Origin of the sequence: Kitasatospora sp. NPDC036755, assembly GCF_040636595.1 — a bacterium.
Lineage (GTDB): Bacteria > Actinomycetota > Actinomycetes > Streptomycetales > Streptomycetaceae > Kitasatospora.
The window spans coordinates 1-22,071 of sequence record NZ_JBEZUT010000038.1; the positions used below are offsets into that span (position 1 = coordinate 1).

The 22,071-nt window shown below is 75.0% G+C and carries 25 protein-coding genes; 14 read left to right on the top strand and 11 right to left on the bottom strand.

Annotation, left to right across the window (positions count from 1 at the left end):
- Nucleotides 1-190 precede the first annotated feature (190 nt).
- The 4 genes from AB0E96_RS08585 to AB0E96_RS08600 form a co-directional block, all read right to left on the bottom strand.
- Entirely contained in the window at nt 191-1,348 is a 1,158-nt protein-coding gene (locus AB0E96_RS08585) for a beta-ketoacyl synthase N-terminal-like domain-containing protein (protein ID WP_359820231.1), read from the bottom strand.
- A complete protein-coding gene (locus AB0E96_RS08590) occupies nt 1,345-1,611 on the bottom strand; it encodes an acyl carrier protein (protein WP_359820233.1) in 267 nt (88 codons plus the stop codon). The genes AB0E96_RS08585 and AB0E96_RS08590 overlap by 4 nt, the downstream gene beginning before the upstream one ends.
- Nucleotides 1,608-1,892, bottom strand: coding sequence for a phosphopantetheine-binding protein (locus AB0E96_RS08595; protein WP_359820236.1), 285 nt, complete (start codon nt 1,890-1,892; stop codon nt 1,608-1,610). Before AB0E96_RS08595 ends, AB0E96_RS08590 begins: the two co-directional genes overlap by 4 nt.
- A gap of 105 nt (nt 1,893-1,997) precedes the next feature.
- Complete coding sequence (locus AB0E96_RS08600) at nt 1,998-3,419, bottom strand: fatty acid--CoA ligase family protein (RefSeq protein WP_359820238.1); 1,422 nt, start codon at nt 3,417-3,419, stop codon at nt 1,998-2,000.
- 184 nt (nt 3,420-3,603) lie between these two features.
- Here AB0E96_RS08600 and AB0E96_RS08605 point away from each other — a divergent pair, with 184 nt between their 5' ends.
- The 4 genes from AB0E96_RS08605 (at nt 3,604) to AB0E96_RS08620 (ending at nt 8,000) form a co-directional block, all read left to right on the top strand.
- Complete coding sequence (locus AB0E96_RS08605; RefSeq protein WP_359820241.1) at nt 3,604-4,737, top strand: alpha-hydroxy acid oxidase; 1,134 nt, start codon at nt 3,604-3,606, stop codon at nt 4,735-4,737.
- Nucleotides 4,738-4,856: 119 nt separating this feature from the next.
- The gene (locus AB0E96_RS08610) at nt 4,857-5,669 is read left to right on the top strand and encodes a methyltransferase domain-containing protein (RefSeq protein WP_359820243.1); all 813 of its coding nucleotides are present in this window, start codon (nt 4,857-4,859) and stop codon (nt 5,667-5,669) included.
- A 112-nt stretch (nt 5,670-5,781) separates the two neighbouring features.
- Entirely contained in the window at nt 5,782-6,717 is a 936-nt protein-coding gene (locus tag AB0E96_RS08615) for an alpha/beta hydrolase (RefSeq protein ID WP_359820245.1), read from the top strand.
- On the top strand, nt 6,714-8,000 hold the full coding sequence (locus AB0E96_RS08620; RefSeq protein ID WP_359820248.1) for a PLP-dependent aminotransferase family protein: 1,287 nt from the start codon (nt 6,714-6,716) through the stop codon (nt 7,998-8,000). Before AB0E96_RS08615 ends, AB0E96_RS08620 begins: the two co-directional genes overlap by 4 nt.
- Before the next feature lie 110 nt (nt 8,001-8,110).
- Here the strand turns inward: AB0E96_RS08620 and AB0E96_RS08625 are convergent, their stop codons facing one another.
- The 4 genes from AB0E96_RS08625 to AB0E96_RS08640 all read right to left on the bottom strand — a co-directional run bounded on the left by AB0E96_RS08625 (nt 8,111) and on the right by AB0E96_RS08640 (nt 11,541).
- Nucleotides 8,111-8,875, bottom strand: coding sequence for an ABC transporter permease (locus AB0E96_RS08625; RefSeq protein ID WP_359820250.1), 765 nt, complete (start codon nt 8,873-8,875; stop codon nt 8,111-8,113).
- Nucleotides 8,876-8,918: 43 nt separating this feature from the next.
- On the bottom strand, nt 8,919-9,875 hold the full coding sequence (locus tag AB0E96_RS08630) for an ATP-binding cassette domain-containing protein (protein WP_359820313.1): 957 nt from the start codon (nt 9,873-9,875) through the stop codon (nt 8,919-8,921).
- A 224-nt stretch (nt 9,876-10,099) separates the two neighbouring features.
- Complete coding sequence (locus AB0E96_RS08635) at nt 10,100-11,245, bottom strand: glycosyltransferase (RefSeq protein ID WP_359820253.1); 1,146 nt, start codon at nt 11,243-11,245, stop codon at nt 10,100-10,102.
- Complete coding sequence (locus AB0E96_RS08640) at nt 11,242-11,541, bottom strand: hypothetical protein (protein ID WP_359820256.1); 300 nt, start codon at nt 11,539-11,541, stop codon at nt 11,242-11,244. Before AB0E96_RS08640 ends, AB0E96_RS08635 begins: the two co-directional genes overlap by 4 nt.
- 142 nt (nt 11,542-11,683) lie before the next feature.
- Between AB0E96_RS08640 and AB0E96_RS08645 the strand changes: the two genes are divergently transcribed.
- The 5 genes from AB0E96_RS08645 to AB0E96_RS08665 all read left to right on the top strand — a co-directional run bounded on the left by AB0E96_RS08645 (nt 11,684) and on the right by AB0E96_RS08665 (nt 14,970).
- On the top strand, nt 11,684-12,616 hold the full coding sequence (locus AB0E96_RS08645; RefSeq protein ID WP_359820259.1) for a 3-oxoacyl-[acyl-carrier-protein] synthase III C-terminal domain-containing protein: 933 nt from the start codon (nt 11,684-11,686) through the stop codon (nt 12,614-12,616).
- A gap of 182 nt (nt 12,617-12,798) precedes the next feature.
- The gene (locus AB0E96_RS08650) at nt 12,799-13,089 is read left to right on the top strand and encodes a phosphopantetheine-binding protein (RefSeq protein WP_359820261.1); all 291 of its coding nucleotides are present in this window, start codon (nt 12,799-12,801) and stop codon (nt 13,087-13,089) included.
- A 4-nt stretch (nt 13,090-13,093) separates the two neighbouring features.
- Nucleotides 13,094-13,879, top strand: coding sequence for a hypothetical protein (locus tag AB0E96_RS08655; RefSeq protein ID WP_359820263.1), 786 nt, complete (start codon nt 13,094-13,096; stop codon nt 13,877-13,879).
- On the top strand, nt 13,876-14,553 hold the full coding sequence (locus AB0E96_RS08660) for a 4'-phosphopantetheinyl transferase superfamily protein (protein WP_359820266.1): 678 nt from the start codon (nt 13,876-13,878) through the stop codon (nt 14,551-14,553). Before AB0E96_RS08655 ends, AB0E96_RS08660 begins: the two co-directional genes overlap by 4 nt.
- A 246-nt stretch (nt 14,554-14,799) precedes the next feature.
- Nucleotides 14,800-14,970 carry a hypothetical protein gene (locus AB0E96_RS08665; RefSeq protein ID WP_359820268.1) on the top strand — a complete coding sequence of 57 codons (171 nt, stop codon included), beginning with the start codon at nt 14,800-14,802 and terminating at the stop codon, nt 14,968-14,970.
- A gap of 49 nt (nt 14,971-15,019) precedes the next feature.
- Here AB0E96_RS08665 and AB0E96_RS08670 read toward each other — a convergent pair whose 3' ends face one another.
- Both AB0E96_RS08670 and AB0E96_RS08675 read right to left on the bottom strand, forming a co-directional pair.
- Nucleotides 15,020-15,688 (bottom strand): hypothetical protein, encoded by a 669-nt coding sequence (locus AB0E96_RS08670; RefSeq protein ID WP_359820271.1) that lies wholly within the window; start codon nt 15,686-15,688, stop codon nt 15,020-15,022.
- Nucleotides 15,689-15,747: 59 nt separating this feature from the next.
- Nucleotides 15,748-16,347: a sigma-70 family RNA polymerase sigma factor gene (locus AB0E96_RS08675; RefSeq protein WP_359820273.1), complete on the bottom strand. Its 600-nt coding sequence runs from the start codon at nt 16,345-16,347 to the stop codon at nt 15,748-15,750.
- A 283-nt stretch (nt 16,348-16,630) separates the two neighbouring features.
- On the opposite strand from AB0E96_RS08675, the gene AB0E96_RS08680 reads away from it, so the two are divergent.
- Both AB0E96_RS08680 and bla read left to right on the top strand, forming a co-directional pair.
- Nucleotides 16,631-17,434 (top strand): SAM-dependent methyltransferase, encoded by an 804-nt coding sequence (locus AB0E96_RS08680; RefSeq protein WP_359820275.1) that lies wholly within the window; start codon nt 16,631-16,633, stop codon nt 17,432-17,434.
- A gap of 103 nt (nt 17,435-17,537) precedes the next feature.
- The gene (gene bla / locus AB0E96_RS08685) at nt 17,538-18,482 is read left to right on the top strand and encodes a class A beta-lactamase (protein ID WP_359820278.1); all 945 of its coding nucleotides are present in this window, start codon (nt 17,538-17,540) and stop codon (nt 18,480-18,482) included.
- A 74-nt stretch (nt 18,483-18,556) separates the two neighbouring features.
- Here the strand turns inward: bla and AB0E96_RS08690 are convergent, their stop codons facing one another.
- Nucleotides 18,557-19,279, bottom strand: coding sequence for a DUF981 family protein (locus AB0E96_RS08690; RefSeq protein ID WP_359820280.1), 723 nt, complete (start codon nt 19,277-19,279; stop codon nt 18,557-18,559).
- Between the two features lie 182 nt (nt 19,280-19,461).
- Here AB0E96_RS08690 and AB0E96_RS08695 point away from each other — a divergent pair, with 182 nt between their 5' ends.
- The 3 genes from AB0E96_RS08695 to AB0E96_RS08705 all read left to right on the top strand — a co-directional run bounded on the left by AB0E96_RS08695 (nt 19,462) and on the right by AB0E96_RS08705 (nt 22,031).
- The gene (locus AB0E96_RS08695; RefSeq protein ID WP_359820282.1) at nt 19,462-20,349 is read left to right on the top strand and encodes a DMT family transporter; all 888 of its coding nucleotides are present in this window, start codon (nt 19,462-19,464) and stop codon (nt 20,347-20,349) included.
- Nucleotides 20,350-20,427: 78 nt separating this feature from the next.
- On the top strand, nt 20,428-21,261 hold the full coding sequence (locus AB0E96_RS08700; RefSeq protein ID WP_359820285.1) for an SDR family NAD(P)-dependent oxidoreductase: 834 nt from the start codon (nt 20,428-20,430) through the stop codon (nt 21,259-21,261).
- Entirely contained in the window at nt 21,258-22,031 is a 774-nt protein-coding gene (locus AB0E96_RS08705) for a polysaccharide deacetylase family protein (RefSeq protein ID WP_359820287.1), read from the top strand. Before AB0E96_RS08700 ends, AB0E96_RS08705 begins: the two co-directional genes overlap by 4 nt.
- Nucleotides 22,032-22,071: the final 40 nt, after the last annotated feature.

Here is a 22,071-nt window from a genome sequence, read left to right on the forward strand (position 1 = left end):
GCGGGCGGCTCGCCGTGGTGGGCGCGCAGGCAGCGTTCGGCGGTGTCGGCGACCAGCGGGCCGAAACCGGAGGCCGCGAAGCCGGGCAGCGGTGGCGGCGGCCCGTCCGGGCCGGGCGCGGGACGGCGGGCCTCGGCGAGGATCCGCAGTCCGTGGGTGTGGTCGGCAGGAGTGGTCATGGCGGTGGCGGTCATCCCGGGGCCAGCAGAAGGGCGGTGTTGGCGCCGCCGAAGGCGGAGTTGAGGCTGAGGGCGTACGAGGGGCGGGCGGCGTGCGGGCCCTCCAGGACGAGGTCCAGCGCGAGGTCATGGTCCGGGCCGAGCCAGCCGGCGTTGACCGGGAGCAGTCCGGTGCCCAACGCGCCGATGGTGACGGCGAGTTCGAGCAGGGCCGAGGCTTCCAGGGCGTGCCCGTGCACGGACTTGCTGGAGCTGACCGGCAGGCGGTCGGCGTGCGGGCCGAACACCCTCCGCAGTGCGCGGGCCTCGGCCCGATCGGCGAGGGCGGAGCCGGTGCCGTTGGCGTTGACGTAGCCGACCTCGGCCCGGGCGACGCCGGCGCGGCCGAGCGCGGCCTCGATCGCCCGGGCCACCCCCTCGCCCTCCGGTTCCGGACGGCAGACGTGGTGGGCGTCGCCGGTCCGGGACCAGCCGGCCAGCCGGGCGAGCGCGGGCGCACCGCGCCGTTCGGCGGCCGGGGCGGACTCGACCAGGACGGCGGCGGCCGCGTCGGCGAGCAGGGTTCCGGTGCGGCCGGAGCTGAACGGGCGCGCCTCGCCGTCCCGGGCCAGCGCCCGTCCGGCGTCGAAGACCGCGAAGACGCCCGGTTCGACCAGGTGCCCGGCCGCGACCAGGACCCGCTCGTACCGTCCGGTGGACACCAGCGCGCCGGCGTCGGCGACGGCGGTCGCGGCGGCCACGCAGGCGCCGTTGTACACCCGGGTGACACCCGGAGCGCCCCAGGCGGACCGGAGCCCGGCGGCCACCGCGTCGGCGGTCGCCCGGGTGTGCCGGTCGCTGTGCAGGGCGAGCAGCACGGGCAGTCCGGCTCCCTCGGCGGCGGTCAGCCCGGCCTGTCGGCAGGCCTGGCCGATCGCGTCGAGCACGAACCGGGCCAGCGGGAAGGTGCGGGCCGGCGGCACGGTGTCCGGGAACAGCGCGGCGCGGGTGGTGCGCCGGGCGCTCACGTCGAAGCGGGTGACCGGTCCGAACAGGGCCTTTCCGCGGGTGGCGGCCTCGGTCAGCGCGGTGAGCCCGCGCCCGGCGGCGCTGAGCACCCCGACGCCGGTGACCACCGGGTGGCCGGCCGCCCGGCCGGGCGGGCCGGAGCCCGTGCCGTCGGGGGTCACGGCCGGGCGCCCGCGCGGTCGGCGAGGACGGCCTCGCGCAGCAGCTCGGTGGCGTCGTCGACGGTGCGCACCGCGCCGAAGCGGTCGTCGTCCAGGTCCAGCTGGATCCCGTAGCGTTGCTCGAACTCGGCGATGAGCCAGGTGAGTTCGAGAGATCCGAGCTCCTCGGGCACGGTGTCGACGGCGCGCTGCCCGAACGCCGCCAGCATGGCCAGCACCTCGGCCCGGCCGGGCAGGGCGTCGGGGAGCGGCGCGGCGGTCACGCGGCGCCGCCGGAGGCGGCGGAGGCGGTGGCGAGGGCGTCGACCCGACGGGCGACGTCGGAGGTGAACTCGTCCAGCGTCATCAGCGCGGTGGTCTCCATCTCGTCCAGGTCGAACTTGATCCCGAACTCGTCCTCGACCTGCACCGAGAGGTCGGCCAGCGCGAGCGATTCGAGGTCCAGCCCGGCCGGGCCGAGGTCGGTGTCGCCGGTGACCTCGGAGACGTCGTACTGCATCTCGGCGAGTGCGGTCAGGACGAAGGTGCGGATGCGGTCCTGCATGGTGGTGGGCTCCTTGTCGGGGTGGTGGTTCGGGGTGGTGGAGCTGTACGCGTCGGGCTGCGGCCGGTGGCGCGGTGGCGGTCGAGCCGGTGCGGCCGGTCCGGGTCAGCCGGCCGCGGTCTCGCGCAGGGCGGCCGGGTCGCGCAGTAGCTTTCCGGTGGCGGTGCGGGGGAGGCGGTCCAGCCGGGCGAGCCGGCGCGGACGCTTGTAGGCGGCCAGGCGGCGGGCCAGCCCGTCCTGGACGGAGGCGAGGTCGGTGTCGGGTTCGGTGGACAGGTAGGCCTCGATCGCACCGCCGTCGAAGACCACGACGGCCTCGCGGACCTCGGGCAGCGCGGTGAGCGTCTGCTCGACCTCGGTGAGGTCGACCTTCAGGCCGCCGATCGAGACCTGGGAGTCGAGCCGGCCGAGTACGGTCACCAGGCCGTCGGCGGTCAGTTCGGCCGCGTCGCGGGTGTGCAGCCAGCCCGCCGACCAGCGGGTCGGATCGTCCAGCCCGGGGTACGGGGAGGAGGCTGCGCCGATCTGTAGCTCGCCCTTGACGATGCGCAGTTCCATGCCGTGCACGGGCCGCTTGGCGGGGTGGAGCGTACCGGAGAGGTCGGTGGCGATCACCCCGGTCTCGGTCATGCCGTACATGGTGCCGAGCGGGACGCCGTAGCGCTCGGTGAACAGCGCGGACAGCCCCGGGCGGACGAGTTCGCCCGCCACGACCATCCGCCGCAGCCGGGGCAGCGGCGGGGGAGCGACCACCCCCGCCAGCAGCTCGGCGTGGAAGGGCACCCCGATGACGGTGGTCGGCCGGTCGCTCGCGGAGACCTCGGCCAGGATGCCCGCCGCCGTCATCCGCTCCGGCACGGTGAGCGCGACCCGGGCGTGCAGGCTGTTGAGCAGCCCGCCGACCAGACCGAGCACATGCACGACCGAGGAGAGCAGGACCACCCGTTCGCCCTCGCCGGGGAACTCCACGAGCCTGCGGTAGCAGTCGAGTTCGCGCAGCAGGTCGGCCGCGGTGCGGGCGATGACCTTGGCCGGGCCGGTGGATCCGGAGCTGAGCTGGATCAGTGCGTGCCCGGTGCGGGCCGGGAGCCCGCCCGCCAGTGGGAGGGTCACCGGCTCGACTTCGGAGAAGCCGCGCAGGGCCGCCGCGGAGCGATGGGCGGAGCCTACCAGCACCTGCGGGGCCAGTCGTTCCACCGCCGCGTCGATCTCGTGGTCGGTCAACCGGTGGTCGAGCAGTGCGACTTGGGCGCCGAGGCGCCAGCATGCCAGCAGCACCGAGACGAACGCCACCGAGGGAGGCAGCCGAAGCGCCGCCGTCCCGCCGGGGCCGAGCCCGGCGGTCGCCAGCCGGCCGCACTGCTCCTCGACCAGGGCGCGCAGGGTGTCCCGGTCGAGCGGTGCGCCGAGGTGCAGGCACTCCTCGTCGCCGGGGCCGGCCAGCAGCAGCCGGTCGACCCAGGAGCCCGGGGCGTCGGAGTGCGGCGGGAAGGCAGCCGGAACTACGGAGGGGGAAAAGCCGGTCAACGCGGCTCCACACAAGTGAGGGGATTTGACATGAACGCCGTTAACATCCAGAACGGCCAATTCCGTGGCCAGACCATGGCACAGACGTTTGGTCAAATCAAGGTCTATACCAATGTGGTCGTTGCTCCTACGCTGCCCCATCGGGACCGGCCCGCGCGTGGCCGTCCTGGAACGAGGAATGCCCGTGGGAGTTCTCACGCTGGCCGGGATCGAGCGTGCGGCGCACGCCCAACTCCCACCGGAAATCTGGGATTTCATCGACGGCGGCAGCGATGCCGAACGCACCCTGACGGCCAATCGGGAGATCTTCGGACGCCATGCGCTGCGTCCGCGCACCCTGGTCGACGTCTCCGCCTGCGACCCGGCCCTGACCCTGCTCGGCGCGCCGCTGGGCCTTCCGCTCGGCATCGCCCCGATGGCCTACCACCGGCTGGTCGACCCGGAAGGCGAGACCGCCACCGCCCGAGCCGCCGGCCGGGCCGGCGCCCTGCTGGTCGTCGGGATGTTCGCCAGCCGGACCCTGGAGGAGATCGCCGCGGCCGCCACCGGCCCGCTCTGGCTCCAGCTGTACTGGCTGCGCGAACGCGCCGCCCTCGCCGCCCTGGTGGAACGCGCCGAGTCGGCCGGCTACCGCGCGCTGGTGCTGACCGTGGACGCCCCCAGGATCGGCCGCCGGCTGCGCGACCTGCGCAACGGCTTCGCCGTCCCGCCCGCCGTCCGCGCGGTCAACCTGGACCGGTCCCTGATGTCGGCCAGTCACCGCGCCGCCGGGGGCAGTTCGGGCATCGCCGAGCACGCCCGCGTGCAGTTCGACCCCAGCCTGAGCTGGGCCGACCTGGCCTGGCTGCGCGAGCGCACCCGGCTGCCGCTGGTCCTCAAGGGCATCCTCACCGCCGAGGACGCCCGGCTCGCCGTCGAGCACGGCGTCGACGCCGTCCTGGTCTCCAACCACGGCGGGCGCCAACTCGACGGGGCGGTACCGGCCCTGGCCGCGCTGCCCGAGGTGGTCGAGGCCGTGCCCGCCGAGCTTCCGGTGCTGGTCGACGGCGGCGTGCGCAGCGGAACCGACCTCGCGATCGCCCTCGCCCTCGGCGCCCGCGCGGTGCTGGTCGGCCGCCCCGCGCTCTGGGGCCTGGCCATTGGAGGCGAGGCCGGGGTGCGCCGGGTGCTCGACCTGCTGCGCGAGGAACTGGAGCACGCCATGGCCCTGTTGGGCCGCCCGAGGCTCGCCGACCTGGACCGCACCGTCCTCGCGCCCTGGCCCTGGCCCTCGCCCTCGCCGGGCCGGCTGAACCCGACTCTCCCGCAAGGCCGTTGAGCCGGGCCGCACTCCCGATCCCCGCGCGGCCTTCGAGCCGCGCCGCACACCCGATCCCCGCCGGGGCCGTTGAACCGCGCGGCACCCGAACCGCGTTCCCCCATCAGGAGGTCCGATCCATGACCGAGCAGGCCGAACGATTCCCGGGCTGGGACTGGGACGACCCGGACGGGCTGGCCCCCCGCCTGGATGCCTTCAGCGAGCAGGTCGCCACCTGTGACACGCTCGAACCTCGTCCCGGCGGGCTGCCGCACGACCATGCGGACTTCCGCGAACTCGGCATCACCGGAATCGAGTTCGCCGCGTTCAGGACCGCCCACCCGGAGGGCCTCGGCACCGACATCGCCACCCTGCGCAGCCCCGGCACCGCGACCGAGCCCGGCACCGCGACCGAGCCAGTCACCGCCACCGAGCCAGGCACCCTCTACCGGGTCGACGGGGACCGCTGGTTCACCCAGCTCGACATCGCCGAACCGCTGCCCTTCGCCGACGACAGCCTCGACTGGGTCTACGCCGAGCACCTGATCGAGCACGTCACCATGCCCGTCGCCGTCGGCTGGCTGCGCGAGGCCCGCCGGGTGCTGCGCCCGGGCGGCGTCCTGCGCCTGACCACGCCCGACCTCGCCCGCTACCTGGTCGGCTACGCCACCGGTGACGGCTTCCTCGCCAAGCACCGGCGCCGGCTGACCACCCTCGGGTTCGGCCCGCCGATGCCCGCGCGCCCGGCCTTCCTGGTCAACCAGATCTTCCGGTACTTCGGCCACCAGTGGATCTACGACCTGGACGAGCTGCGGCACGTCCTCACCGAGGCGGGCTTCGACCCCGACCGGATCCGCCCGTGCGCCTACCGGCAGGGCGCCCGTCCGGACGTCGCCGACCTCGACACGGCCTTCCGTACCGACGAGACCGTCTACGTCGAGGCAGACTGCTGAGCCCACCACCGAACCCCCTGCCGAAGAACTCGCCGCCGAACCCAGCGCCGAGACGGCCACCGACTCGCCGCCGAACTCGCTGCCGAGACCCGCGCACCGAACGGATCCGCCCATGCCCCTGCACCCCCAGGCCGAGGCGCTGCGCGCCCGGCGCGCGAGCAGCGGTACCCCGCCGCTCTACACCCTGACCCTCGCCGAGGCCCGCGCCGCCGACCTCGCGGACATCCGCGCGGCGGCCGGCACCCCCGAGCCGGTCGCCGCCGTCGAGGAGCACCGCATCCCCGGCCCCGGCGGCGAACTCGCCCTGCGGCTCTACCGGCCCGAGCCGCCGGGCCGCCGACTGCCCGCCCTGCTCTACCTGTTCGGCGGCGGCTGGACGCTCGGCTCGCCCGACACCAGCGACGCGATCTGCCGCCGGCTCACCAACGCCGTCGGCTGCGTCACCGCCTCCGTCGGCTACCGGCTCGCCCCCGAGCACCCGTTCCCCGCGGCGCTGCACGACTGTCGCGCCGCACTGCTGCGACTCGCCGAACGGGCGGACGAGTTCGGCATCGACCCGGACCGGATCGCGGTCGCCGGCGACAGCGCCGGCGGCAACCTCGGCGCCGCGCTCACCCTCCTGCTGCGTGCCGAGGGCGGCCCCGCCCTGCGCCACCAGCTGCTGGTCTACCCCAACACCGACCACGGCGCGGACACCCCGTCGCTGCGCGACAACGACGACCCGGCGCTGTTCAACCGCCGCTCGGTGGACTGGTACTGGGGCCACTACCTGGCGGACCGGAGCGACGGCGCCAGCCCGTACGCCTCCCCGCTGCGCGCCGCCACCCTGGCCGGCCTGCCGCCCGCCACCGTCCTGACCGCCGAGTACGACCCGCTGCGGGACGAGGGCGAGCAGTACGCCGAGGCGCTGCGCGCCGCCGGAGTCCCGGTGGAGCTGCGCCGCTTCCAGGGCATGCCGCACGGCTTCTTCGCCATGACCGGCACCCTGGACGCCGCCGCCGAGGCCCAGGACTTCGCGGCCGGGCGCCTCCGGGAGGCGCTGCGGTGATCATCCCCCTGGACGACCTGCACGGGTCCCTGGCCGATCCGCTGCTGGACTCGATGACCTTCCTCAACGAGGTCACCACCCGCTACCCGGACGCCGTCTCCTTCGCTCCCGGCCGCCCCTACGAGGGCTTCTTCGAGCCCGAGGACATCCCAGTCTACCTGGAGACCTACCTCGCCCACCTGGCCGAGCGCGGCCTGGACCGGGACGCGGTGCGCACCACGCTGTTCCAGTACGGCCCGACCAAGGGCGTCATCAACGAGCTGGTCGCCCGCGCGCTGGCCAACGACGAGGGCATGACCGTGGACCCGGCGGCCGTCGTGGTGACCGTCGGCGCCCAGGAGGGGATGCTGCTGACGCTGCGCGCCCTGTGCGCCGGCCCGGAGGACGTCCTGCTGGTGAGCTCGCCCTGCTACGTCGGCGTGACCGGCGCCGCCCGGCTGCTCGACCTGAGCGTCCGCCCCGTTCCCGAGGGCCCGCAGGGCGGCCCCGACCCGGCGGCGGTCCGGGCCGCCGCGCGTGCGGTGCGGGCCGAGGGGCGCCGCCCGCGCGCCCTCTACGTCGTCCCGGACTTCGCCAACCCCTCCGGCACCAGCATGCCGGTCGAGGCCCGCACCGGGCTGCTGGAGGTGGCGGCCGAGCAGGGCGTGCTCGTCGTCGAGGACAACCCGTACGGCTTCTTCTCGCGCACGCCGGGACCGCGGCCCACCCTCAAGGCGCTGGACCGCACCCGCCGGGTCGTCCACCTGGGCTCGTTCGCCAAGACCTGTTTCCCCGGGGCCCGGCTGGGCTATGTGGTCGCCGACCAGGAGGTGGCCGGACCCGGCGGGCGGCGCAGCCTGCTCGCGGACGAGCTCGCCAAGCTGAAGAGCATGACGACCGTCAACACGCCCGCGCTGAGCCAGGCCGTCATCGGCGGGATGCTGCTGACCCACGACTGCCGACTGCGGGCCGCCAACGCCCCTGCCACGGCCCACTACGCGGCCGGGCTGGACACCCTGCTGCGGGAGCTGGAACGGCACTTCCCGGCCTCCGTGCGGCGCCGCCTGGGCATCTCCTGGACCCGGCCGGACGGCGGCTTCTTCGCCGTGCTGACGGTGCCGTTCGTCGCCGACGAGGCGGCCATGGAACGCTGCGCCCGCGACTTCGGGGTGCTCTGGACGCCGATGGCGCCGTTCTACCCGGACGGCGGCGGGGAGCGGCGGCTGCGGCTGTCCGTCAGCTCGCTGACGCAGGCCGGGATCATCGACGGAGTGGCGAAGCTGGCGGCCTTCGTGGCGGCCTGAGAGCGTGCCGGGCGGTTCCGGCGGTTCCGGCTTCCGTTGGTTCCGGCGGTTCCGTCGGGGCATGCGGGAGGGGCCCGGCTCGGGGCGAGCCGGGCCCCTCCCTCCGCCCGTCAGCGCACCCGGGTGGAGAACAGCCGGGCCGACCAGTACACCGCCAGGGCGGTCATCACCGTGACCACCAGCAGGCCCTGCCAGACCACGCTGTCCCCGGCGTGCCCGGAGAACAGCGCGCGCATGCCCTCCACCGCCCAGTAGAAGGGGTTCCACCTGGCCGCCTGCTGCAGCCACCCCGGTGCCAGGGTGAGCGGCAGCAGTACCCCCGACAGCAGTGCGATGGGCTGCGCGATGGTGTTGACGACCGGCGACATCGCCGCGTCGGTCGGCACCATCAGCGCGATCCCGAAGGAGATCGCCGAGGTCATCAGCGCCAGCAGGCCCAGCAGCAGGTAGGCGAGCAGCAGGTTCAGCGGGTTCACCCGCAGGCCGAACGGCAGCGCGATCAGGGTGATCAGCACGGCCTGCACCAGCAGTGCCACCATCTCCCGCAGCGCCCGCCCGAGCAGCAGCGCCAGCCGGCTGACCGGGGTCACCCGGGAGCGCTCGATGATGCCGGCCTTGAGCTCGCCGAGCAGGCTGAATCCGGTGAACAGGCCGCCGAAGATGCAGAGCACCGCCAACAGGCCCGGCACGTACACCTGGTAGGCGTCGGCGTAGCTGCTCGCACCTTGCGGGGCGAGCACCTTCTTCAGCAGCGGGGCGAACAGCAGCAGGTAGAACAGGGGCTGGATGATGCCGACGGCGATCCAGATCGGGGTGCGGATCATGAGCAGCAGCTGGCGCTGGAAGACCAGCCAGGTGTCTCGGGCGAGCTTCACGGTCTCCCCAGGGAGTTGTGCGGGCCGGGTGGTACCGGGGTGGTCAGGACTGCTGCAGCGAGCGGCCGGTGCGGGCCAGGAACACGTCGTCCAGGCTGGGCCGTTGGAGCTGCACGGTGCCGGGTGTCAGGCCCGCCGCGTCCAGGGCGCGCAGCAGCCGGGGGATGGCGGCGGCGCCGTCCTCCAGGTACAGCCGCAGCCCCTCGTCGCCGTTCTGCTCCAGCCGGTGCAGGTACGGCTGCGGGCGCAGCACCTCGGCGGCCCGCTCCAGGGCGGCCTGTCCGGCGTCCAGCCCGACCAGCACGACGTCGCCGGAGATCTCGCGCTTGAGCGCCTCGGGGGTGCCCTCGGCCACCACCTGGCCGTGGTCGACGATGGCGACCCGGTCGCAGAGCGCGTCGGCCTCGTCGAGGTAGTGCGTGGTGACGACCACCGTCATGCCCGCGGTGCGTAGTCGGCGGATCTCCTCCCAGACGTACGCCCGGCTGGCCGGGTCGAGTCCGACCGTGGGCTCGTCCAGGAACAGCACCTGCGGCTGGTGGATGACCCCGAGGGCGATGTCCACCCGGCGGCGCTGGCCGCCGGAGTAGGTGGCGCAGGGGCGGTCGCCGAACTCGGTGAGGTCGAAGGCCTTGAGGGCGTCCGCGGCGGACTGGGCGGCCTGCGCCTTGGCCGCCCCGTACATCCGGGCCTGGAGGACGAGTTCCTCGCGGCCGCTGACGTTGTCGGTGGTGCCGCCGCCCTGGGCGACGTAGCCGATCCGGCGGCGGACGCCGGCGGGGTCGGTGAACAGGTCGGCCCCGGCGATGGTGGCCTTTCCACCGTCCGGCCGGATCAGGGTGGCCAGCATGCGCAGGGTGGTGGTCTTCCCGGCGCCGTTGGGGCCGAGGAACCCGTAGATCTCGCCGGCGTCGACCGACAGGTCGATGCCGCGGACGGCGTCGACGGTGGGGTCCTCGCCGCTGCGACGGGAGGTCTTCTTGCGGTAGGACTTGCGCAGTCCCGTGGTCTCGATCAACCGGAACTCCCGTGCGGGGATGGGCTGCCACGGCACCTTGGAAGGCGGTGCTCGGCACCTGCGAAGGGCGGTGCTGCTGCGACACCCTAGGGTGAACCCTGCCCCGAAACAATGGCCTAGACCAATGGACGTGCGCTCTCCCGGTCTGCTAACGGGCGGCCGGTCCTCGCCGCGGCCGGGCCTTCGCCCGGCAGGTCCGGGCCCGCTCAGCCGAGCGCCTCCAGCCGGTCCGCCGCGGTGGCCGCACCCCCTCCGGCCAGCAGTTCCCGCCCGACCCGAACCGCCCGCGCCCGGTACTCCGTCGAGTCGAGTACGGACCGCAGCGCGTGCGCCAGGCGCTCTGGTGCGACGCGCGCGAACGGGACCCGCAGCCCGGCGCCCGCCGCCGCCACCTGGCCGGCCACGACCGGCTGGTCGTGCCGGATCGGCGCGGCGACCAGCGGCAGGCCGTGCGCCAGCGCCTCGCCCACGGTGTTCATCCCGCCGTGGCAGAGCACCGCGTCCAGTTCGCCGCGCGCCATCAGCTCCAGCACCGGCGCGCGGTCCACCGCCACGGCCCCGGCGGGGAGTTCGGGCAGCAGCTCGCGCGGCGCGGCGAACACCGGCTGGACGTCGTCGCCGCACAGCTCCAGCGCCCGGACGGAGCGGGCCAGGAAGTCCGCGCCCACCTCGCCGGCCAGCGTGCCCATGGTGACCAGCACCCGCCGTCGGCCGGGCCGCAGCCGCTCCCACGGGAAGTCCGGATCGTGCGGGCGCGCCGGGATCACCGGCCCGACCAGCGCGTGCTGCGGCGGCGGCGCCGAGCCGGTCAGCGCCGGCCCGGTGGTGGCCAGCACCAGGTCGGGGGAGAAGCGCGGGTCCCGGTACTCCGCCGCGGGCAGCCCGGCGCGCTCCCACAGCCCGCGCAGCAGTCCGGTCATCCACTCCTCGACCCGCGGCAACGCCCGGTAGGGGCGCCCCAGTTCCATCGCCCCGGGCGCGAAGGACGCCCACGGCAGGCCGTGCCGCCGCGCGACCAGCGCGCCCGTCGGGGTGTGCTGGTCGACCAGCAGCACGTCCGGCCGCCACTCCCGCACGATCGCGTCCAGCGGCTTCGCGGTGAACCGCGCGTACGGGACGATGAAGCCCTCCCAGAGCGTGCGCAGCGCGGCCAGCCCGTGCCCGCCCTGGGCCCGGAACGCCCGGGTGCCGGTGCCCAGCACCTCGGCCGTGGGGCCGAGCAGCGGGCGCAGCACCGATGCGGTGCCGGTCCAGGCGACCTGGTGGCCGCGCGCGGTCAGTTCGGCGGCGATGCCCGCCGCCGGGTTGACGTGGCCGGTCAACGGCGGCACCACCAGCAGGAACCGGGTCATCGTGTGCCCTCCTCGGGGATCAGTCGCTGCACGTCGGCGACGGTCAGGGCCTCCAGTGCGGCCAGGCCCAGCCCGGCGCGCAGGGCGGCCAGGTCGGCCTCCGGGCCGAAGCGCTCGCGCAGCCGCGCGGCCAGCTCGGCGAGTTCGTCCTCGTCCAGCAGCAGGTCGGCGTCCAGCCGGGCGCCCGGGGTGACATGGCGCGCCCAACCGGGCGGCGCGCCGGCCACCTCGACCAGCAGGGCCACCAGTTCCTGGTTCAACGGGGCTTCGGTGTAGGGGGGTTCAGGATTCGGCATGAGAGGTCTCCCACCTGCTCGACGGCGCGGGGGTGAACGCGGCCGTACCGGTGCGCGGTTGACGGCATCCGGAGTGACGGCGGCGACGGAGGGGGCCCGGGATCACTTGTGCGACCCGGCGGGCGTCGGAATACTAGCCCGCGTGACCGCACTGGAGGCAGTGGCCGTTCACCTCCCCCCGCACGCCGTTCCCATCGAGGCCGCGGGCGAGCGCATCGGCCTGACCCCACGTCAACTCCGTCTCTTCCGCCGCTTCCACGGCCTGGACCAGCTGCGTCTGGACCCGGCCGGGACGCTGCCCGACCTGCTCGAAGCCGCCCTGGACAACCTGTCGGAGCTGCGCGGACGCGAACGCGACATCCGCTTCGTGATCCACGCCCGCAGCATGCCGGTGGCGGTGCCCCATCCGCTCAACCCGCTGCACGACCTGCTCGACGCCCGTGGGCTGGCGCACGCCAACGCCTTCACGGTGACCCACCACGCCTGCGCGGTGGGCCTGCTGGCCATCGACCTGGCCGGCCGGCTGCTCGCGGCGGACCCGGATCCCTCGGCGCTCGCGCTGGTGCTGACCGGCGAGAAGACCTTCACCAAGGACGCCCAGGTGGTGCCCGAGACCGGAATCTTCGCGGAGGGCGCGGCCGCCTGCCTGGTCAGCGCCGACGGTGAGCGCCACCGGATGCTCTCCTTCGCGGTGCGTCAGCGCCCGGAGTTCGACGGCCGGTTGGCCGGGGACCCGGACCTGCTCGCCCGCTACCAGCGCGAGTACCCGAACGTGATGGTGGAGGCGGTCGAGGCCGCCCTGGACCAGGCCGGTCTGGACCTCTCCGACCTGGCCGCGATCCTGCCGCACAACGTCAACCAGGCGTCCTGGCGGATGATCGCGCGCCGGATCGGCTACCCGATCGAGAAAGTCGTGCTGGACAACGTGCCGTCGGTCGGGCACAGTTTCGGCTCAGACGGCCTCATCAATCTCCACACCGCCACCACGCGGGGGCTGCTCCGCCGCGGCGACCACTACCTGATCGCCGCCGCCGGTGTCGGAGCCACCTTCTCCGCGATGGCGATGCGGTACTGATGCCGCGTCGGCGCGGCACCGGCGGACCGCCGCTTCCGCGGGAAGCCGCCGTCCGCACCCCGCGCCGGGTCCCGGCACCACACCGGATCCCCGCACCACGCCGGACCTTCGCACCACCCCAGAGCCCCGGAGCGCCCGCAAGCCCGGAGCACACATCCCACGTACGACGGGACGGGACACCCATGTCAGAAGCCGTGGTCCAGACCACCGACCCCGAACTGCGCGAGCGCATCCTGCACGGCATCGGCGAGCTGCTGCCGCGCGTCCTCAAGCGCGAACTGCCCGAGATCCCGCAGGACGCCTGCCTCTTCGACGACCTCGGCCTCACCTCGGCCGGCACCATCGAGCTGATCCTGGAACTGGAGGAGTCGCTCGACATCCAGGTGGACGTCGAGCAGATCACCGAGGACGACCTGCGGTCGGTCACCAGGCTGGCCGACTACGTCGCCGGGCACGTCATCCCCGAGGGCTGACCGGGTGGCCCCCGGCCCCACCGGCCTGCGGATCACCCGGGTGCTCGTCCGCCGTTCCGACGGCCGCTCGGAGTCCTCGCTCGACCCGGACCTCCGGGTCTTCGTCTCCGACCTCGTCCGCCCGTACGGCCTTCCACCGCGTGAGGACCTGCTGGACGAGGGCGTCGGCCACTCCTACGAGGAGCTGGCCGCCGGGCCGCTGGGCGAGGCGCTGGCCGAGGACGAGCCCGCGGACCTGCTGATCCTGGCCTTCGACACCCCGGACGTCCGGCCCGGCGCGCCGTCCTCACTGGCGCTCAGCCGGTCCGTCCCGGGCAGCCCGCTCGCCTTCGCGGTCTGCGACCAGGGCGGCGCGGCGGCCTTCACCGCCCTGCGGCTGGCCGCCGCCCACCAGCGCGGCGGCGCCTGCCGCCGGGCCGTGGTGGTGCTCGCCGAGCAGACCGCCCTGCACTACGAACCCGCTGGGCCGGTGCCGTTGCCCGACCGGCACGCGGTGGTGGTGCTGGTCTGCGAGGAGGCTCCCGGCGAGGGGCTGCTGGTCCGGCAGACCCGGGGTGCGACCGCCCCGGCGCGGGCTGTCCGGGCCGAGGCCGCCGAGCTCGGCCCCGAGGCGGCGTTGCTGCTCGGCCCCGGCCTCGGAGCGGAGGAGCCCGCGCCGGCCCAGCCGTTCACCGGGCTCTGGGCGGAGCTGGCCGACCACCTTCCGCAGTGGCGGGCGGCCGGTCGCCCCGCATTGGTGGCCGGGTACGACCGAAGGCTCGGCGTGCTCAGCACACTGACCCTGCCGTGACGGAGATCGCTCTCTGGCTGATCGACACGCGTCGACCGGCCTCCTGCGCGGCCGAGTCGTGGCAACTGCTCGATTCCGGGGAGCGGGCCCGGGCGGCGCGGATGCCGCCGGTGGCGCGGGAGCGCTTCACCGTGGTGCGCGGCGCCGTCCGGCAGCTGGTCGCCGGCCGGATCGGCGTGCGTCCGGCCGAGCTGGTCTGGCGGTACGGGCCGCACGGCAAGCCCGAGCCCGAGCGCGGCGGTGCGCTGCGGGTCAGCTGGTCGGCCTCGGAGGCGCTCGCGGTGCTGGCCCTCGCCGAGGGGCGAAGCGTCGGCGTCGACGTCGAGCGGCTCCACGCCCCCCGGACGGCCGAGCGGATGGCCGCGCGCTGGTTCCCGTCCGAGGAGGCGAGGTTCGTCGCGGAGCCCGTCGACCCGGCCGAGCGGGCGGCGCGGTTCACCATGCTCTGGTGCCGCCGCGAGGCCTGCGTCAAGGCGTACGGCGGGCGGCTCGGGCAGTCCTTCGGCGTGTCGGTGGGCGGTCCGTCGCCGGTGCCGGTGGCCGATCCGGGCGCGCTCGGCGCCGGTCCGTCCCGGCTCTGCGACGTTCCGGTGGCGGAGCCGTTCCGGGCTGCCGTCGCGGCTCTCGGGGAGTCGCCGATACATGTCAATTCGCTTGTGTGGAAGGGGAGTTGATGAAGCGCGCAATTCCTCCGGGCTTGGTCTGGGCCAGTTCGCGAGCGCGCTGGTAGCGTCCAGATCGCACCCCTTGTCGAGCCCTCCACCGCCCTCCCCGGCGCGTCGAAAGGCACCTACGACGTGACACCGCGCGACGCCCCGCCGCGCGATCCGGCGTCACTCGGCGCGATCCCGTCCGGCGCGACTCCGACCGCTGCCGCGCCACCGGCCCCTGTCGCCGAACCGACCGCCGCCGTGCTGCCAGTGGCCAGGCGGGTCACCGTCCGGTTCGCCGCCGAGAGCAGCGGATCCGGCTCGGACGGCTTCCCGGACCGTCAGGTGGTGCACTGGGGCGATCGGTTCGCCGTCTCCGTGGTCGAGGCCGGAAGCGGGCGCGACCCGGCGGTCGTCGCCCGGCGGTCCGCGCTCACCTGAAGAGGTGATCACGACCGCCCGCGCGGCGCTCACCCCCAGGGGGCGCCGCTCACCGCCGCGGGGCGCCATGGTCGTCCGCCGGTTCCCACGGGAGGTCCTCCCAGGAGCAGGCGGACGTCGTGCCCGAGGTGAGGTCCCAGGGGCTCGGCACCTCCTCCGCGCCGTCGTCCTGCACCGGCAGGCGGTCGATCACCGCGACCAGGGCGGGCGGCAGCTGCGGGGCCAGCCCCCGGTGCACCCGGGAGAGGATGTCGCGCCGCACGTCGTCCGGGAGGAGCGGCCGGTCCGTCCGCAGCGCCCGCGGACCGGGCGGCCGTTCGGCCGTGGCGAGTTGGTCCGACCAGGCCCGCCAGTAGTCGGCGTCGTCGGTCTCGCCAAGCATCAGGTGGTGCAGGTGCAGGCAGTACGCGGCCGTCCCGCTGCCGGAGCCGGCCGCGAAGTGCCACCAGAACTCGGCTCCCTCCTCCTTGCCGGTGGCGTACAGCAGCGCGCCGAACACCTCGGCCCCCTCGGGCTCGATCCGGCGCGCGTTCACCAGGAGGTCGAGCCCGTGCGAGGCGTTCGGCGCCCCCAGCACCAGGGCCACCACCAGGCCGAGTTCGAAGGCGGCCTGCTCGTGCTCCGAGGGCAGGTGGGCGGGGGCGGCCGTGAGTCTCGCCTGGCGCACGGCGGCGATCCGCTCCGCGTGGGCGCGTTCGGGGCGCGGGACGTGGAACACGGTGCGCCCCCCGTCGGCCGGGCCCGATCCGTCCGGAGCCCGGCCCCCCGGCCCGGTGGTCACAGTTCGGCTCCGCCGTCCGGGAGTTCGCCCACCCCGAGGCGGCGGGCCAGCCGCTCCCGGGCGTGCCGGAGGTTGGAGTGGACCGTCGCCACCGGGCGCCCCAGGTAGGCCGCGATCACCTTGACGTGCAGGCCGAGCAGGTAGCGCAGGATCACCACGTCCCGCTGCCGGTCCGGCAGTTCGAGGATCGCCGCGTACAGTCGCACCTCGTCCGCCTCGCTGTGCAGCAGCCCCTTCGCCACCTGCTTGAAGGCGCCGATCACCGCCGCGAAGGTGACCGCCTCCACCTCGACCGGCTCCTCGGCGGCCACCCAGTCCGAGACGTGCCGGTTGGCCAACCGCCAGGCGTAGGCGGCCGGTTCCTCGAACCGCAGCACCTGCGGCCAGCAGCGGGCCAGGTCGGCCTTCACCGCCGAGACCACCAGCGCGGCATCGGACTGGTTGCCTATCCGGGTCAGGGCGAGGGCCCGCCAGGCGGGTTCGTGGGTCTCGCAGAAGGCCGCGTAGGGGAGGCCCAGGCGGAGTTCGGGGTCGGTTCGGAGCCCGGGATCGGCACCGGTCGTCGGCTCCGCCTCCGCCCCGCGGAGGTGCGCCAAGGCCGTTCCGCCCCGGTGCCGGTGTGCCGGAGCGCCCCTGTCGATCGTCATCGAGCCTGCTTTCCGTGGCCGTCGGCTGCTCACCGGGCCACCCGAGGGTCGGGCTGTCTGCGCCCATCCTCATTCCATCAGCCCTGTCACTCCAGGCTGCAAAGCGAATACAGATTGTCATCTCATGGGAGTCGGTGGTTGGTCGGAATGCTCAAAGCCGTTCGGAACGGGACGGGACGCGCCTATCGTGAGCGGGAAGGACCGATCGGCAGCGCAACCGGGGGAGCGTGTGATGGGCCTCTACGACGGGGTGGACCTGCGGCTCAACGTCCCCCACTCGGCGCGGATGTACGACTACTTCCTCGGCGGCTTCACCAACTTCGCCGCCGACCGCGAGGCCGCCGGACGCGCCCTCGCCGCCGCGCCCTGGCTGCGTGCCGCCGCCCGCGTCAACCGGGCCTTCATGCAGCGTTCGACCCGCGCCCTCGCCGAGGCCGGCTTCGACCAGTTCCTCGACATCGGCACCGGCATCCCCACCTCGCCCAACCTGCACGAGGTCGCCCAGGGCGTCCGGCCGGACGCCAGGGTCGTCTACGCCGACAACGACCCGATCGTGCTCTCGCACGCCCAGGCGCTGCTCACCGGCACTCCCGAGGGCCGCACCGCCTACGTCGAGGCCGACGCCACCGACCCGGCCGAACTGCTCGCCGCCCCCGGCCTGCGGGAGACCCTCGACCTGTCCCGCCCCGTCGTGCTCTCGCTCAACGCCCTGCTCCACTTCGTCCCCGACTCCCACGGCGCCTACGAACTCGTCGAGCACCTCAAGTCGGCGCTCGTCCCCGGCAGCGCCCTGGTGCTGAGCCACGTCAGCCCCGAGTTCGCGCCGGAGGACATCGCCCGGCTGACCCGGATCTACGAGGCCGCCGGCACCGCGGCCCAGGCCCGGAGGCTGCTGGAGACGGCCCGCTTCTTCGACGGCTGGAACCTCCTCGACCCGGGGCTCGTCCCGATCGCGCAGTGGCGGCCGGCGCCCGGCGAGGTCCCCGGTCCTCCGTCGGAGGTCTCGCTGTACGCCGGGGTGGCCATCCGTCCGTGAACACCCGGACGGATGAACACTGCTGACGAACCATCGGCGCGACGATCGCGTCCCTCTGGTCGAGAAGGCGGCCCGCGCCGCCACATCCGATCGGAGGAGGAGCATGCACCCGCAGCCTACGGGCGCCCGCCACACCCGCCGGACCGTCCTCGGCCTGGGAGCGGCGGTGGCCCTCACCGCCGCGACCGGCGGAGCGGCCCGCGCGGCGACCGGCGGACCGGCCCGCGCCGCGACGGTCGACGATCCGGGTCTGCGCCCGGCCCTCGCCGCTCTGGAGAAGGAACACTCCGGCCGCCTCGGCGTCTACGGCCACAACCTGGCCACCGGCCGGACCGTCCGGTACCGCGCCGACGAGCTGTTCCCGATGTGCTCGGTCTTCAAGACGGTCGCCGTCGCCGCCGTCCTGCGGGACCTCGACCGCGACGGCGAGTTCCTCACCCGGCGGATCCGGTACACCGCCGCCGACGTCGAGCGGGCCGACGGCGGCACGATCACCAGCGAGCCGGAGAACCTGGCGAACGGCCTGACCGTCGCCGAGCTCTGCGCCGCCGCCATCGAGTACAGCGACAACACCGCGGCCAACCTGCTGCTGCGCGAACTCGGCGGACCGCCCGCCGTCACCCGCTTCGCCCGCTCGATCGGCGACCCGGTCACCCGCCTGGACCGCTGGGAGCCCGAGCTCAACAGCGCCGAGCCCGACCGCCGCACCGACATCACCACCCCGCAGGCCATCGCCCGCACCTACGGCCGGCTCGCGCTCGGCAGCGCCCTGCCGCCGGCCAAGCGGGAGCAGATCACCTCCTGGCTGCGGGGGAACACCACCAGCGAGCACCGCTTCCGCGCGGGCCTGCCGGCGGACTGGGCCCTCGGCGACAAGACCGGCACCGGCAGCCACGGCACCACCAACGACGTCGGCATCGCCTGGACCCCGGCCGGCGCCCCCGTCCTCCTCGCAGTGCTCACCACCAAGCCCGCGGACCAGGCGGCCCCGATGGACGAGCCGCTGGTCGCCGGGGCGGCCGCGCTGCTGGCCGGCGCGCTCGGCTGACGCGGCACCGCGCGCGGTGGCCCCGGCGGATCCCGGTCCGCCGGGGCCACCGGGGCCACCGCACCCGCCGTCGGTCACATGGTGTTGACGATGAGCCCGATGTGGGTGAAGTAGTTCAGCCCGCCGAACGCCAGGAACGCGAGGCCGGCCAGCCCCCACACGACGCCGATGACCGGGCTCATCCACCGCCGGGGGGCCCGCAGCGCGAACGGGAAGAGCAGGGCCCCGATGCCGACCAGGACGTACAGCCCGGACATGAAGCTGGCCTCCAGCCACGGCCAGTCCGCGAACTCCCCGGAGATGGGCTCCTCGGGCGGGGCGGCGAAGAGGGTGTACTTCCAGCCCGCGGCCGCGATGCCGAAACAGGCGAGCCCCATGCCGAAGACGAACACCGAGATCGGTGCGGCCACCCGGACCGTCCGGTCGACGCCGTCCACGGCGAGGAGGTCGCTGCCGCGCTTCCAGAGGTAGAAGGCGGCGGTGAGCAGGAAGACCCCGAACGCCAGGGCGGGTTCGCCGAAGATGACGTTGTCGAACGGGAACCCCTGCCCCGCCAGCGGCCAGGTCAGGGTCATGTGCAGGCCGGTGGTGACGAGCGTGAACCCGAGGGCGGCGAATGCCAGCGCCCAGCCCTCCAGCGTGCCGCCGTGCCCCTGGACGAGGAGCCGGCGGCCCAGGGCGACCACGAGGAGCAGACCGGCGCCGGCGGCCACGGACATGATCGTGTTGTAGGTCGGCATCCTGGCCCAGTCGATCTTCAGACCGGATGCGGCGATCGGGATGATGTGCTGATGCATGGGTCAGACGTGGCGCAACAGGTTCGTCGGCAAACCGCGCGCCGACCGGGTCCACCCGATGGGCAGAGCCGCCGCGGGCGGTCGGCTCCTGTGCCGCTCGGGGTGCCCCACCCGTGCGCCCCCGCCCCCGCGGGCCCAGACTGAGGGGTGGACCGATGCTGCCCCGCGAGGCTGGGAGAGGCATGCTGCTGGGACTGACCACCGCACTGGTCGCGACCGTCTGCTTCGGGTTCGGGGCGGTCTTCCAGGCGCGCGGGGCACGGTCGGCGCCCCGGGCCGACCGGGTGCGGGCGGGCCTGCTGGCCGCGCTGGCGCGGTCCTGGCAGTTCCTCCTCGGCACACTGCTGGACATCGTCGGGTTCGTGCTGAGCATCGTCGCCCTGCGCACCCTCCCGCTCTTCCTCGTCCAGGCCGTCACCAACGCGAGCCTGGCCGTCACCGCCGTGGCCGCCGTCCGGCTGCTGGGCGCGCGGCTGCGCCGGGGAGACCTCGCGGGCCTGTTCGCCGTGGTCGTCGGCCTGACCCTGCTGGCGCTCGGCTCCGGACGGGAGGGCCGTGACCACGCCCCGCCCGCGTTCCACTGGGCGCTGCTCGCCACCACCGCCGTCATGCTGCTGGCCACCCTGCTCCTGGTGCGCCGCGAGGGCAACGCGGCCGCGGCCGGCCTGGGGCTGCTGGCCGGGGCGGGCTTCGGGGTGACCAGCCTGGCCGTGCGGGTCCTGGACGCCTCCGGCCCGCTCTCCGTCCTCACCGACCCGGCCGCCTACGCCCTCGCCGTCGGCGGCCTCGGCGGCTACCTGGCCTACGCCCTGGCCCTGCAGCGCGGCACGGTGACGGCCGCGACCGCCGCCGGGACGGTGACCGAGACCTTCGGCCCGGCCCTGGTCGGCGTGGCGGCGCTCGGGGACGCGGCGCGCCCCGGTTTCGAGTGGTGCGCGCTGACGGGCTTCGCGGTGGCGGTCGGCGGCACCTTCGTGCTCTCCCGCTTCGGCGAATTGGAGGGCGAGTCCGCCGAGCTCGCCGCCCCGCGCCGGGACGCCGAGGCGGAGCCCGCCGCCCCGCCCCGGTAGCCCGGACGGCTCCGCCGTGCGAAGGTGACTTGCCGGACAAAACGGACGGCGACCCGGTCACAGAGCGGCAGGTGCCCGATGGCGGAGGAGCCCCACCCCCGACCCCGGCGGTCGGACCGGACGGACGCCCCGGGCCGCCCCGGCCCGGAGGGCAGGACGGCCCCGGCCGACCGCCCCGTCGCCCTGATCACGGGAGCCTCCTCCGGGATCGGCCACGCCACCGCCACCCGCCTGGCCGCCGCCGGCTGGCACACGCTGCTCTCCGGCACCGACCGCGCCCGCCTCGACGAACTCGCCGACCGCACCGGCGGTCGCGCCCTGCCCGAGGACCTGAGCAAGCCGGACGGCCCGGCCCGCCTCGCCGAGGCCGCCCTGGCCGCGACGGGCCGGGTGGACGCCCTGATCGCGAGCGCCGGCCTGGGCTGGCGCGGCCCGTACGAGCGGACGCCGTCCGACACCCTGGACCGGATGATCGAGGTCAACCTCGCGGCCCCGCTGCGCCTGGTCCGGCTGCTGCTGCCCGGCATGCTGGAGCGCCGCCGCGGCCGGATCGTGCTGCTCGGCTCGATGGCCGGCCAGGTCGGCGTGCGCGAGGAGTCGGGGTACGCCGCCACCAAGGGCGGACTGACGATGTTCGCGGAGAGCCTCTGGTACGAGCTGCGCGGCACCGGGGTGGGGGTGCGCCTGGTGCTCCCGGGAGCGGTCGACACCCCGTTCTTCGACCGGCGCGGCACCCCGTACCAGCGCGACCGGCCGCGCCCGGTCACGGCGGAGCGGGTCGCGGACGTGGTGGTCGCCACCATCACCACCGAGCGCGACCGGCTCTACGTCCCGCACTGGCTCGGCTTCCCGGCCCGCATCCACGGCGTCGCCCCGGGCGTGTTCCGCCGGATGGCCTCCCGCTTCGGGTGAGCGCCGCCACCGCCCACCGTCCGGCCGCCGCGGCCGGCGCGGCCCTCGCCCTCGCCGCCGGCGCCGAGTTCCTGCACCTCGCCCCGGCCGCCGTCCGGCTGCCGCCGCTGCGCCGCACCCTGGCCCGCCGCACCGCCGGCCACGGCACCGCCCCCGGCCACATCGCCCTGACCTTCGACGACGGACCGGACCCGGGCAGCACCCCGTACATCCTCGACGCGCTGGACGGGCTCGGCGTCCGCGCCACCTTCTTCCTGCTCGGCGCGATGCTGGAGCGCGCCCCCGGGCTCGGCCGCGAACTGGTGCTGCGCGGCCACGAGGTGGCCGTCCACGGGTGGCACCACCGGCCGCAGTGGTACCCGGCCCCCGCCCGCGACCTGCGCGAACTTCGCCGCGCCGCCGAGGCCGTGACCGGACTCTGCGGGGCCCGTCCGCTCTGGTACCGCCCGCCGTACGGCGTGCTGACCGCCGGACCGGCCCTGGCCGCCCGCCGGCTCGGCCTGCGCAGCGTGCTGTGGACCGCCTGGGGCCGCGACTGGACGGCGGAGGCCACCGGCGAGTCCGTCTACGCGACCGCCCGCCCGGGCCTCACCGGCGGCGCCACCCTCCTGCTGCACGACTCGGACTGCACCTCCGCCCCCGGCTCCTGGCGCGCCACCCTCGCCGCCCTCCCACTGATCGCCGCCCACTGCCGCACCCACCGCCTCACCCTCGGCCCCCACCGCGACCACCGGGTCCCCCCGCCCCCCGGCGGGAACCGCCGGCGGTGACGGCCGGCGCCTCCGTCCGGCCGCCCCGGTTCCGCCGCTA